This window comes from Cellvibrio sp. UBA7671 (assembly GCA_002483145.1).
GTDB classification, from domain to species: domain Bacteria; phylum Pseudomonadota; class Gammaproteobacteria; order Pseudomonadales; family Cellvibrionaceae; genus Cellvibrio; species Cellvibrio fibrivorans.
On record DLHJ01000014.1, the window covers coordinates 315410 to 328512 of the forward strand.

At 48.1% G+C, this 13103-nt stretch carries 9 protein-coding genes; 3 read left to right on the top strand and 6 right to left on the bottom strand.

Annotated features, from left to right (window positions below; all coding sequences use genetic code 11):
- Nucleotides 1–38 precede the first annotated feature (38 nt).
- Complete coding sequence (locus tag B4E62_RS13135) at nucleotides 39–458, bottom strand: HIT family protein (RefSeq protein ID WP_310070653.1); 420 nt, start codon at nucleotides 456–458, stop codon at nucleotides 39–41.
- A gap of 22 nt (nucleotides 459–480) precedes the next feature.
- A complete protein-coding gene (locus tag B4E62_RS13140) occupies nucleotides 481–1323 on the bottom strand; it encodes a 4-alpha-glucanotransferase (RefSeq protein WP_331352363.1) in 843 nt (280 codons plus the stop codon).
- 718 nt (nucleotides 1324–2041) lie between these two features.
- On the opposite strand from B4E62_RS13140, the gene B4E62_RS13145 reads away from it, so the two are divergent.
- Nucleotides 2042–3898: a DEAD/DEAH box helicase gene (locus B4E62_RS13145; RefSeq protein WP_331352364.1), complete on the top strand. Its 1857-nt coding sequence runs from the start codon at nucleotides 2042–2044 to the stop codon at nucleotides 3896–3898.
- A gap of 118 nt (nucleotides 3899–4016) precedes the next feature.
- Here the strand turns inward: B4E62_RS13145 and B4E62_RS13150 are convergent, their stop codons facing one another.
- Entirely contained in the window at nucleotides 4017–4766 is a 750-nt protein-coding gene (locus B4E62_RS13150) for a hypothetical protein (protein ID WP_331352365.1), read from the bottom strand.
- Nucleotides 4767–4874: 108 nt separating this feature from the next.
- Complete coding sequence (locus B4E62_RS13155; RefSeq protein WP_331352366.1) at nucleotides 4875–5798, bottom strand: LytTR family DNA-binding domain-containing protein; 924 nt, start codon at nucleotides 5796–5798, stop codon at nucleotides 4875–4877.
- A gap of 277 nt (nucleotides 5799–6075) precedes the next feature.
- On the opposite strand from B4E62_RS13155, the gene B4E62_RS13160 reads away from it, so the two are divergent.
- Nucleotides 6076–8493 (top strand): TonB-dependent receptor, encoded by a 2418-nt coding sequence (locus tag B4E62_RS13160; RefSeq protein ID WP_331352367.1) that lies wholly within the window; start codon nucleotides 6076–6078, stop codon nucleotides 8491–8493.
- Nucleotides 8494–8603: 110 nt separating this feature from the next.
- Here the strand turns inward: B4E62_RS13160 and B4E62_RS13165 are convergent, their stop codons facing one another.
- Nucleotides 8604–8885: a hypothetical protein gene (locus tag B4E62_RS13165; RefSeq protein ID WP_310070636.1), complete on the bottom strand. Its 282-nt coding sequence runs from the start codon at nucleotides 8883–8885 to the stop codon at nucleotides 8604–8606.
- Nucleotides 8886–8986: 101 nt separating this feature from the next.
- The gene (rapA, locus tag B4E62_RS13170) at nucleotides 8987–11971 is read right to left on the bottom strand and encodes an RNA polymerase-associated protein RapA (protein WP_310070633.1); all 2985 of its coding nucleotides are present in this window, start codon (nucleotides 11969–11971) and stop codon (nucleotides 8987–8989) included.
- 169 nt (nucleotides 11972–12140) lie between these two features.
- Here rapA and B4E62_RS13175 point away from each other — a divergent pair, with 169 nt between their 5' ends.
- Nucleotides 12141–13070 (top strand): D-hexose-6-phosphate mutarotase, encoded by a 930-nt coding sequence (locus tag B4E62_RS13175; protein ID WP_310070630.1) that lies wholly within the window; start codon nucleotides 12141–12143, stop codon nucleotides 13068–13070.
- Nucleotides 13071–13103 lie beyond the last annotated feature (33 nt).

The following is a 13103-nucleotide window of genomic DNA, read 5'->3' on the forward strand; positions in this document are numbered from 1 at the left end:
ACGCATCCAACTCGCGAATAGTTGGATGCGCGCTGTAATTAGACCTTCGCCTCAACAAACCCCTGCCCTTGTAAAACGCCGCGAATTTTTTCGGCTGTTTGTTTTAACACCTCACCATCGGCATTTTTTGCAAACGCGAAACTTAAATCATCCATTGAGTCCATGGGCACCAAGTGAATATGGGTGTGGGGAACCTCAAGGCCTGCGATCATAAAACCAACGCGGGTAGCGGGATAAGCCACTTTCAACGCGTTGGCGATGTTGTGGCTCACTTGCATTAAGTGTGACGCGAGATCCAATGGCAAATCGCTCCACTGATCAATCTCGGCGCGTGGGATCACTAACACATGGCCCTGGCGGATAGGTTGGATGGTCAGGATGGCGACGGCCTTGTCATCTTTCCAGACAAAATTACCGGGGATTTTTCCTTCCATAATCATTGTAAAAACACTTGCCATGAGAAACTCCTAAAACGATTTATTAATAAACGGCAATGCCACGCCGCAACAATTCCCGCGCGAGTATTTCGTCTACCTGATGAATATTTTCATCGCGAAACTCGACGTAAGCAACCTTGTGTTTTTTGTAGGCCTGATTTTTTTCCAGTTCGCCGCTAATCACCGCCGCACGGTTGTTTTCCAATCCGAGTTCATCGGCCCAACACTCGATACAAAGCTCAGCATCAGGCAAATAAAAATCCGCAACCGCAGAATCCAGATCCCAAAGTAGAGAATAATCGCGAGCATGGATAACGCGATTTAGATACAGCCAATTATCGATACGACGCTGCACCGCATTATTAACGCTGTGGCCATCCAGTGTGGGTTGTCCGTCCAGGCCGTTATCACCTGTAATTTGCAAGAGTGAAGCAATAAGCTCTGGCTCGTCCAGAATGGTTTCTGGCCAAGTGACAAACGGAATACCCGACTCCGCCTCCTGCTGCTGCCCACCCAATTTTTTTCCCTTGGGCGCCAGCAACCAGCCGCGGATATGTTTTTTAATCAGGCCTTTTTCAGCGAGCAACGCGTTGACCAGGCGCGCGGGAATATCCCATTTGTGCGCAAGGTTAGTTGCACTCAAGGGAGCTTCCGGCAATAGCTTTAGTAAAGGGTGCTGCTGGATCGATTCTGGCCAAGCAATATATTCGCCATACTTGGGGTGATTGACGTAAACGCCACCCTCAAACTTACCTTTCTCGGTAAGTTGCCAATGGTTATCCACTTTGACGATCCAGCCACCGGTAGTCAGCAGGATAAATAGCTCTTTGCTCTCCTTATTAATCAGGCGGGCAAGCGCGGTGGTAGAGATATGTCGTTCAGCCATAACATTCAGCCATAAAAGGGAATCTTTATTAAGGATAGAAGTGTAAACCCAGCCCCTCGCGCCGAACAGTCCGTTTCGCCAAGGGCGCTCACTTATGCAATTTTGTGCGCGATATTACGCCTGCTTAGCACTAATTTGCGACCGGATTCAAATTTAACTGGCCTTGAAAGCCGCAAGCCTCTATACTCCGCGCACTTTCAGTAACCCCTCTCTTGATCGTGAATGTCTTGCCATGGGGTAAATGCTGAACAGACTGGATGTCTGAGGGCTGCCCGACCATTTGTTATATTTCTAGACACTTGGTAGATATTTACGCTGATCGATTCTGTTTTTCAAATCTCTTCAGCCTGCCCCATAGTATGCAATCGGTTATACGAATCGGAGTTTGTGGATTGCATAAACGTCTGCTTTGCAGATGACGCGGGAATTCGTTGATTAAATCGCCTTTTACGACTGCACTTGTGCCCTGACTCCTTGAGTTAATTTCACACGCAGCCGAACCTTGTATGTAGTTCATACGCTTAGCGATCAATCATCGCCCCCACTTTATTGTGTTTGCCCATTCACTGTTGCCCTCCTTTATATTGGGCGATGCTTTTCGCAAACACCCATTAAAAAACTAATAAGAATCAAACCGTAAAAAAGTACAGATGCAGCATTTTGCTGTTGTCTCGTGGTTTTTTGCGTGCGATTTTTATGTTTAAACACAGGTTATTACATGTCTGAACCCATTATGTTTTCCGATTTAGCCCTCTCTGAACCCGTTATGCGCGCCATCCAAAAAGTTGGCTATGAGCAACCATCACCCATTCAAGCAGCTGCAATTCCAGTTCTGCTTGCTGGTGGAGATATTCTCGGCATGGCACAGACCGGCACCGGTAAAACGGCGGCATTTGCGTTGCCTTTGTTGTCTCGCATTGACACCAAGCAAGCAGATCCACAAATTTTGGTATTGGCACCGACGCGCGAACTCGCGATCCAGGTTGCAGAAGCTTTCCAAAAATACGCCAGTGAAATTCCTGGCTTCCATGTGCTGCCGATTTACGGCGGCCAGGATATGACGAGCCAACTGCGCTCATTAAAACGCGGTGCCCACGTAGTTGTAGGTACTCCAGGTCGCGTAATGGATCACTTGCGTCGCGGCAGTTTGAACCTCAACAATCTGAAAGCGTTGGTTCTCGATGAAGCCGACGAAATGTTGCGTATGGGTTTTATCGATGACGTTGAATGGATTTTGGAACACACGCCAAAAACTCGCCAGACCGCACTTTTCTCAGCCACCATGCCGAAAGAAATTCGCCATGTGTGCAACAATTATTTGAACAACGCCACCGAAATTAAAATCGCCAGCAGCCAATCAACCGATGCCAATATTGAGCAGGTTTATTGGATGGTGAGCGGCACCAACAAACTCGATGCACTCACCCGCATTCTGGAAGTTGAACCTTTCGACGGTATGATTATTTTTGTGCGCACCAAAACTGCCACCGTTGAACTCGCCGAAAAATTGGAAGCACGTGGTTACTCTGCCTCTGCACTCAATGGCGATATGAACCAACAATTGCGTGAGCGCACCATTGAGCGATTGAAAACCAACAAGCTCGATATCGTTATCGCCACCGACGTTGCCGCGCGCGGTATTGACGTTGAACGTGTAAGCCACGTGGTGAACTACGATATTCCGTACGATAGCGAAGCCTATGTTCACCGTATTGGTCGTACTGGCCGCGCCGGTCGTAGCGGTAAAGCAATTTTGTTTGTAGCGCCACGTGAAAAACGTTTGCTCTACACCATCGAGAAAGCAACTAAAAAGCCTATCACCTTGATGGAATTGCCAAGCGGTGCAACGGTTACCAAACATCGTATCGATCAATTCACCCAACAAATTACCGACACCTTGCAAGCGCAAGCGGATTTAAGTTTCTTTAACGATTTGTTGGCTGAATACAGCCACAAAAATGATGTATCGCCAGAACAAATTGCCTCTGCCCTCGCCTTTTTGTTACAACGCGAGCGTCCATTGCAAGTGAAATTTACCGATGTGAAACCTGAGCGTGAGCGCAGTGAACGTGGCGGCCGCGATGAGCGTAGCTCACGTGATGATCGCGGTGGTCGTGATGGTGGACGCGATCGCGGCTCACGTGAAGATCGCCCGCGCCGCGAGCACAATGACGAGAATATGGATCGCTACCGCATTGAGGTGGGTCGCAATCACGAAGCTCGCCCTGGCGATATCGTTGGCGCTATCGCTAATGAAGCTGGTATCGAGAGCCGTTTCATCGGCCACATCAAATTGCACGATGAGTTTTCTACTGTCGATTTGCCCACCGGCATTTCAAAAGACATTCTCGCCAAATTGAAAAAAGTGCGCGTGCGTAGCCGCCCGCTTGAGATTTCTTTGGATACCGGCCCACGCACTGGCGGCGATGATTTTAGCCGCAAACCAAAACGTGACTTTGGTCCGCGAGAAGGTGGTGGCCGTGACTTTGGCAATAAAGATGGCGGCCGTGACAAACCACGCTTCGGCGAGCGCGATGGCAAAAAAACCAGCTTTCGCCCAAAGAAAACCGATTAATTTGTAGCGATTATTAATATTGAGTTTCTTGTTAAGTAGCCGGATGAATAATTCGGCCACTTAAACTCCCTTGTCGTCATAACATGCAAATGTTATGACGATTTTTTTATTCATCAAATCACAGCTTTCCCTTTACATCGCTATTCACCCGCTCCAACATTTTTTCACTTTCCGATTGACCACCGCAGGCTGTGAAATACCAATTTTTGGGTGCGCCGATTTTTGTGTTCGCGGGAGAACTCATACAACCTCCACCAGGCAACTTCACTACCGTTGCACCGGCAGGATCGGTAAACGTTTGCAAACCTGAATCTTCAACTCGCATCAGTGTTGGTTTGTTTGCCTCAGCAGAGAGCCGTGCGCGCAGACCGGGATGAAATACATTTTCTGCGATTGCAGCAGTGGAATGAGAAGCCGATTGCGCATCATGTCTCTCCGCAATCTCTTTCAGCTCTTGCGCCGACAGTGGCTCGATCACCAATCGAGTGGCGGGTTTGGTTGCAAGCGTTTTTTCAACTGTGACAATTTTTTCCGCAACAACAGACGAGGCAACAACCTCTCGCTCTACATTCGAAACAGGCGGGATCTCATTAACATCTAGTGTGATTATCTCGGGCGCAATATCCTGTGTCTTAGCGGGTAGCTGACGCAAATCAATATGGAGTGTTGGAGTCGGTTGAGGATGAAATTGTTTTTCGCTAAATTGGAATAGCAGTAAGGATAAATGCAGCAACAAGGATAAAAGTAACGCCAGCCATAGCAAAGTCGATCGCTGCTTGCGCACAGGCTCGACCGATTCTGGATTGGTACCCGCAATGGAGAGATGGGAAAAATCAACTTCCCTGAATTCAGGAATGCTAGCCAACATGCTTGTAGTGCCAGAAAAAGTGCCAGTGATAAAAACTTATCTCTAGACCCACAAGCAGTTTAAAAGTTCGCGCTGTTATTACCCTGCATTCATTTCACTTCAAGCAATTTATTTCACTCTACGCAAAGGCACGGGCGTCAAAGCGGCAGGAGCGCAAACAGATTGGCCAAAATAATTTTTTACTTCTTTGCGTTTGTTGCGGCTTATGGCCACTTTCAATCCATTAGTCATGACACAGTAAGCATCGGTAGTAGTGATATGAACTTTCACAATATGTTTTTTGGCCACCCAATTGGCGCGATGCACCTGCATACCGGAATCCACCAGGGCTTCGGCGTAATATTTCAAGCTGCCCAAGATCATGGTTTTGCCGAGCGTTGTATATACATTGAGATAATGCAGATCAGAAGAAATGGCAACTATGTCCCTGCCAAGCACCTCCGGCAGGCGTTCATATAGATGCTCCAAACGCTGCTTGCGCTCTTGAATCTCTTTTTCAGTCTCGTCAAAACTGTCATCTGGAGCATCGGGCTCGGATATAGTCGTCAACACGGGTTTATTTAACAGATAGGGTAAGTTTACGGTGTACCAGCTCATCAACATGATAGGCATCACACACGCAAACTCAGCAACAATTGCCTGCCACCATCCCTGTGAAGCAAACTCATCCAATGCACCATCAATTAACTCGGGTGGATACATTAGCTCCACCACACAATAAAGCGGTGCAGCCAGAGCCGCGCCTATAACACCGGTGATACCCAAGGATAGTACTGTGGACAGCTGCGCCAACCGCCAAAACCTTAAGCAGTAACTCGCCAATAAAATGGCCAACAACCCGATTCCAATATGCAGCACCCAAAAACTGAAACGCGCCCAGAATCCCAATCCGACCGATGCTTCGGGTTTCACCAGGGTAAAGAGCACACTCAAAGATGCAGCCACTAACAACAAACTGGTTTTGATTGGTGTCGCGCCCAGTACGGTCCCATTCACTAACATACTGTAGCTTCCTGATTGTTTATCGTTCATTGTGCATTTCCCTTCGGATTCCGCATGTTTTTTTGTACGGGTGGCAGTTTTTATTCATCAAAAGTCAATCAGGGTCACAAGCTGTTTTGACGCAGGGGAGCTGCGCGAAAAGCGGATTTAAGCAAGATAAACAATTTCAGCCTGGCCTTTCATGAAAAATATCAACATTTCATACAAGCCAGTGAAATAAAACCGGAGTGGCTACGTATAGTCGAGGGAATCAAAACATCACCAAGTCCACTCACAGCGTGGATGAATTCAAGGAGTCGTCACATTTATGTTCCGCCACAAGCATACCAACCCATTGCATCGTTTAACCCACACGCTCCTGCCACTGGTACTTGCAGGTTATGTATCCAACACCTACGCCGATACCGGAAAAATTCGCCTGACAGTGATCGACTCCAGTACGCAGAGACCTATCCCTAATGCCGCGATCACCCTTCTATCGCGCGCTGGTGCGACTACAGAAACCCGTGCGAACGAACAAGGCCTGGTGCAAATTGATGCATTGGATGCCGGACTCTATACGCTGCTTATCAATCATCCGGATTACCAAAGTGTGCGCCTGCCGAGAGTAAGAGTCCTGGATAATAAGACAACGCCGATAGAAACCAAACTGGCTGGCGTCAGCCCAGGTGTGGAAGAACTATTAGTTGTTGGAAAAACGATTGCAGGCAATCCGCTCAACCCGGCGGGCACCAGCTTTATTGATGGGGAAGCACTGAACAGCGCCGCTGGCAGTGGTAGCGATGTGCTGCGCTCGCTGGATGGATTGCCGGGCTTGTTCGGCGATGGCGAGTTCTCCAGCTTTACCGTGCGCGGCAATGGTCCGCGCGACAATTTGATTTTGGTGGACGGCATTCCATTCGATAAAGTAGTGCATTTCAGCGATAGCTTCGGCGAGCAGGAAGAAATTGAAGGCGGCGGGCGCTATTCCGTCTTTGCACCCAACACCATCGCAACCGCCGAATTTCAACCGGGCGGCTGGAATCCTGCCTACGGTGGTCGCGCAGGTTCCTTATTGAAGTTAAATGTCGCCGAAGGTAATCCGGATACTCCCGCCTATCGCACCCGTCTGGATATTGCCGGCATCGAAATTGGTTACGATGGCCCCAGCGGGTTTCACGACCAAACCTCTATTTTATTTTCTGCACGCGATTACGATTTCGGCCGGTTGTTTGAAACCATCGGGTTAGATGATATAGGCACACCCAAACTCACCGATGTGATTTTTAAATCCACCAGCGAACTTGGTGATAATGATCAATTAAGTTTTCTGGCGATTTACGCCCCCGAAGAATACCAACGCACTATCGATAACGTATTGGCATCGGATGAAGATGAACCGGGCAATTATGTAGATGTGGAGCTGGTAGACAGCGAAGCGGATAACAGCCTCTTTGCACTGACCTGGACCCGTTTGATTGGCAGCGATGGCGAACTCACCAACCAAATTTATTTACGCAATTATGATGAGCGCAGCAGCACCGGTGAAGCCTATCCGGATCTGGTAGAAACAGGTGCTCCTGCCAATACAATTCCTGTGCGCAATAATATTCTTCGCTCCGAAGCCGAGGAACAAGAACTCGGGTTACAAACGGATTTTGAAATCAATAATACATTCGGCCGGTTATCCAGCGGCCTGCGCATCACCCAGGTTGATTTGGCATTTTCACTGGCACTGGATGATGACTGGATTCGCTACACCTATGATCAAAATGATTATCGAGAAAATCCCGAGCAAAAATATGTAGTACTCACACCGCAAGCAATCAACAATCATTACACACAGACTGAAACCAATTACGCACTTTACGCCAACCAGGAGTTCGCGCTCGATGATTGGAGCTTTCGCGCCGGTGCGCGTTACGATCGCGATAATTTTTCCAGTGAAGACTTACTGTCACCACGCGTTGGCGCTACCTGGCTCATTAATAGCAACCTACGCCTGACAACTAGCGCAGGACGCTATTTTCAAGCGCCGCGCTTTAATGACCGCGCCAGCGATGCAAACAACAGCCAACTTGAAAACGAAGTAATCGATCAAGTCAGCATAGGATTTGTCTATCGCTGGAATAATGATGTTGAGTTTTTAGTCGAACCCTACTACCAGGATTTGCACAACCTGGTTGTCAACGGGGACAATGTTAATCAAACACTGGCCAATACAGGCGAAGGAAAATCTTTTGGTGTTGATACCGCGCTTACGCGGCTGTTCGATAATGGCTGGTCAGCCAGCATCAATTATTCCTATAACGACGCGCGCGTGCGCGATAATCCTGATGCAACAGAATACGATGCCGACTTCAACCGCCCGCATATTGTGAGCATCGGTGGCGTATGGGAAATCAATCAGCGGTGGAAATTGTCGTCGCGCTGGAAATGGGCATCCGGAAAGCCCAGTGACGCTTATATTATCCACAGTAATGTTTTGGGTGATGCACAACCACTGCGTTATTCACGCGAGACTATCGCAACCAACACGGATAGATACGGCAATTACAACTCATTGAATTTTCGCGCGGATTATCTCCGCAGTTTTGGCCGCACCAATGTTATTGCATTTATTGATGTCATTAACTTGCTCGGCTCAGAAAACCCCGGCAATTCAGATTTTAACGAGCGCAGCGGAAAAGAGGAAATTGAAGACGGGGAAGCAATACCCATTGTTGGCTTAATGTTTGAGTGGTGAGATTTTACCAATGAGTCCGGCGGCTGATAAAAAATTCACTGCCATCTAGCCGCCGGATTTTATTGAGATTATTTATTTTTCAAACATTGGGATATTTTTCAAACATCGGTTTATTCGTCAAACATCTGGATCATATAACCGTCTTTCAATGCTTCTGCCATCGCTTTATCGGCCGCAACCACACGCGGATCACTAGTCAGGTTGCTAGGCACCAGTTTGCGGTTTTCAATTTGTATTTCAATAAAACCTGCGCGCATCAAATAAAGTTTGCACAGGTGCTCTGCGCCGAATAAATCTTTGAAATTGATATACACAATAAAAGGCACCATTTGGCCTTCTTTAATATCATCGAAGGCTTTTTTTGCGCGGCCATTGGCAGAGAAAATATACATAATGTTTGTCTCGGGTTAATTCAGGCAAAAACCATTGAATCATTGCATCTATTAGGTAAGCATTCCCAAGCTGAGCTTGGGAATGAGGGTTAAATGAATTTTTATATCGTCATTACGACACGCAGTGCATCCAAACGAATTTTTGCTTGCGACAAAAAGTGTTGGCTTGCGCTCAAGCGCTGCTGCAAATAATCAATCTCCTCTTGGCGCACATTCGGGTTCACATCTTTCAGCGCCTTCATGCGCGCAAGTTCACCGTTCAACTGCTCGCTAACTTTCGCCTGTGCTTCAGCAATTAGTTCAGTTTGCTTTGCAGCGGTAATTTCTTCCGCTTTCTGCACCATAGTCGTCAAGGTCGGGCGCGCGTGGCGAACCAGATCTTGGGCGTTGTTGCGTGGCACTTTTTGCAACAGCTTACTCAGTTGGTTAATGCCCAGCACATTGGATAAATCCTTGCCCTTATCGTCCAACAATACCCGCAATAAGGATTGCGGCATATAGCGGAATAACTGTAATTCCGCCGGTGCCGGGCAATGCAATACAAACAGGGCTTCCAGCATCAGGGTGCCGGGTTTTAGCGGCGGTAATTTCAAGGTACAAAAAGCAGTGTTGCCAAATTCGCTGAGTGATATCAGGTCCTGCGCACCGCGCACCAGTGGATGTTCCCAGGTGAGGAATTGCATATCCTCACGCGATAGCGCCTGTTGGCGATCATAGGTCACGGTCAATCCATCTTCCGGTAAACCGGGAAATTGTTCAATTCGCATATGGTCGCTGGGGTGCAGCACCAAACTTTTTTCGCTGTGCTTTTCAAAATCGATACCGAAGCTGTCGAACACCTGCTCCATATAAATCGGCAGCACACTACTCGCATCATTTTCTGCCAAGGCATCTACCAGGGCTTCGGCTTGTGCGGGCTTGCACGAATTCAATTCCAATAAGCGATCGCGCCCCTGTTGTAACTGGGCGACCAATTCAGCGGAAAATGCGCGCGTCTCGTCTAACAATTGTGCAAAGGTGGTGTCATCGTTATTCACTAATGCTGGCAAAAGCGTATCAGCAAATTTGACATAGGCCGCCTGCCCAATTGCACAGGTTTTTTCAAAGGCATTTAAACCCTGGTGATACCAATCCAACAATTTTTGCTGTGCAGTATCTTCATAATAAGGCACATGGATATTCACTGTGGCGGTTTGGCCGATACGATCCAAACGGCCAATACGCTGCTCCAACAAATCCGGATTGGTAGGCAAATCAAACAACACCAAATCCTGCGCAAATTGGAAGTTGCGCCCTTCACTGCCAATCTCCGAACAGACCAATACCTGCGCACCGTCTTCAGCTTCAGCAAAATAAGCGGCAGCGCGGTCACGTTCGATTAAATTCAAACCTTCGTGAAATACGGCTGTGGTTAAGCCTTTGCGCAAACGCAAATACTCTTCGATTGATTGCGCAGAATCCGCGTTGGCACAGATCACCAATACTTTTTTCCGGCGATGTTGACGCAGCCACTCAGCGAGCCAAACCACACGCGGATCTTGTGTCCACCAATCGGATTCCGTTTTTTGTTGCCAATATTGTTCGGCGCAAATTTGTGTCGCCAGTGGTTGCTCAAGTAAGGCGATAAGATCTTCATCGTCCAAATTAAGCGCGTGCGCTTGCAATTTACGCTCGGGAAATCCACTCACAGAATTACGCGTATTGCGGAACAACACGCGGCCAGTGCCGTGGCGGTCCAATAGATAGTGAATGGCGGTATCTATCGCCGCGCCCAGACTTTGGGTTTCCGCTTGCGCTTGCAATTCGTTGATAGTTTCAACGGGCAAATAAGCGCTTAAGGATTTAACCAGCGCGGCGGAAATTGTTCCGGTATCGTCACGGTGATCCTGTAATAAATCTTGTACCAAACCATTTAAAGGTTGATAGGCTTTTTGCTCGGCGACAAATTTTTCCAAATCGTAATAGCGATCCGGATCGAGCAAACGCAAACGTGCAAAATGGCTTTCAACACCCAACTGCTCCGGCGTTGCCGTCAACAACAACAGGCCTTTGGATTTTTTTGCCAAGCCTTCTATGCAGGTGTAGGCCTTGCTCGGCTTCTTTTCGCTCCATTGCAGATGGTGCGCTTCATCCACCAATAATAAATCCCACTCGGCTGCAACCGCTTGCTCGTAGCGATAATTATTTTTGGTAAGAAAATCCAGCGAGCAAATAACCAGCTGCGCAGTTTCAAACGGGTTACTGATATCCGCCGCTTGTGCAAACTCGTCTTTGTCATCGCCTTTAAAATCATCATCTGCAAAGTCATCGACGTAATCGACTGACTCTTCAACGCTATCCAACCCCACCAAAGCATTGCAGCGTGCTTCATCAAGCAGCGTAAATGCCAAATTAAACCGGCGCAGCATTTCCACCAGCCACTGGTGTTGCAAACTCGCGGGCACCACAATCAATGCACGCTGCACACGCCCGCTCATTAATTGTTGATGCAAAATCAAACCGGCTTCGATGGTTTTACCCAAGCCCACTTCGTCTGCTAATAACACGCGCGGCGCATGGCGCTGGGAGACTTCGCTGGCGATATAAAGTTGATGTGGCAGCAATTGCACACGCGGCCCCGCCAATCCAAACATGGATGATTGGCGATGCTGGTTTTGATAATGGAGTGTTTGGTAGCGCAGAGTGAAATGGTTGTGTTTGTCGATCTGCCCCGCAAACAAACGGTCGCGCGGCGTACTGAACTGCACAAAGCTATCCAGTTCAAATTCCGGGATGGAAAACTCCTCTCCCTCTTTAGTCAGACCGACATACATCAAACAACCAGCCTGCTCGACAATGCTGGTAATCTGGATTTTGGTTCCGTCCTGATGGCGAACCTTCTCACCCACTTCGTATTTCACACGGCTGACGGGCGCATTATCTATCGCATAGGTGCGGCGTTCACCCGCGGCGGGGAAACTCAGGGTAAGGCGGCGATTGGCCACATCTAATACAATTCCCAACCCCAAATCCGCTTCTGACTCACTAATCCAGCGCTGGCCGATGACAAAAGCCGTTCCACCCACAAACTGCGTCTTACTACTCACTCAAGCACCTACTCTATTCCAGTATTCGGGCACTGCCCAAGAAAAATCAAAATTGTCGAAAAGGCGCGCATCATACTGTTTTAAAGCCCACAAAACCAAAAAATTTGGCTGTTAGCTGGCACGCTTTTCTATAGAATCGAGCCCATTAGTCACATAAATGGAAGCCATCATGCATATCAACACCCCCGATGCGGAAAGCAAACTCCACCTGGATCAATTGGTGGCCAAATCCGGCTTCTTACGCCTTACCACCAGCAAAGAACAATACCCCAATTCACCCGGGACAGGCTTGCCCTTATTGGTGGTAGAAACTGAATTGTGCAGCGCGGTCATTTCACTGCAAGGCGCGCATCTCTTGGAATTTAAAACCACCAACGGAGATCCATTGCTTTGGCTCAGCCCTAATTGCGATTTTTCCGCAGGTACAGCTCTACGCGGTGGCGTTCCCCTATGCCTACCATGGTTTGGCGTCAACCAAGCCGACCCAACCAAACCCAAGCACGGTTTTGCGCGCAATAATTTTTGGGAATTAGGAGAGGCGCATTTACTGAGCGACGGCAACGTCGAGCTGGAATTTTTATTTTTAAGCGATGCTAACGATTTATTTCCGTTCGATTTTTCAGCCGAATTGCGCATGACATTAGGCAAGACGGCAAAACTTGAAATCACCATCAACAATACTGACACCGAAGACTTTGAGTGCAGTTGGGCGATGCACAATTACCATCGCATCAGCTCACTGAGCGATGTGCGTGTGCTGGGCTTGGCAGAGAGAAAGTATCTCGACAACTTTGAAGGCTATGCAGAAAAACACCAATCCGGCGATGTGAGTTTTCCGGGACCCGTAGATCGTGTTTATCACGCAATCGACAACACAGTCAGCATCATCGGCTCACCCAACATTGAAATCACCCACAGCAATTGCCCGAGCGTTGTCGTGTGGAACCCGGGTAGTGAAGCTGCCGCAAAAATTGCGGATATTGGCGAAGGTCAGGAACAATTTTATATTTGTGTGGAGCGTGGTGCAGTGCTTAGCGAAAAATGGCATTTGCCTGCAGGGACTAGCAAAAGTGCGTGGATGGAGTTTAAACAAATTTAAAAACGCACAATAACAATTATCAACAAAAATGCC

Bases quoted from the DNA above. Each gene is read 5' to 3' on its own strand.
- B4E62_RS13160 (WP_331352367.1), top strand. From the start codon at position 6,076: ATGTTCCGCCACAAGCATACCAACCCATTGCATCGTTTAACCCACACG.
- B4E62_RS13155 (WP_331352366.1), bottom strand. From the start codon at position 5,798: ATGAACGATAAACAATCAGGAAGCTACAGTATGTTAGTGAATGGGACC.
- B4E62_RS13150 (WP_331352365.1), bottom strand. From the start codon at position 4,766: ATGTTGGCTAGCATTCCTGAATTCAGGGAAGTTGATTTTTCCCATCTC.
- B4E62_RS13165 (WP_310070636.1), bottom strand. From the start codon at position 8,885: ATGTATATTTTCTCTGCCAATGGCCGCGCAAAAAAAGCCTTCGATGAT.
- B4E62_RS13140 (WP_331352363.1), bottom strand. From the start codon at position 1,323: ATGGCTGAACGACATATCTCTACCACCGCGCTTGCCCGCCTGATTAAT.
- B4E62_RS13175 (WP_310070630.1), top strand. From the start codon at position 12,141: ATGCATATCAACACCCCCGATGCGGAAAGCAAACTCCACCTGGATCAA.
- B4E62_RS13135 (WP_310070653.1), bottom strand. From the start codon at position 458: ATGGCAAGTGTTTTTACAATGATTATGGAAGGAAAAATCCCCGGTAAT.
- B4E62_RS13145 (WP_331352364.1), top strand. From the start codon at position 2,042: ATGTCTGAACCCATTATGTTTTCCGATTTAGCCCTCTCTGAACCCGTT.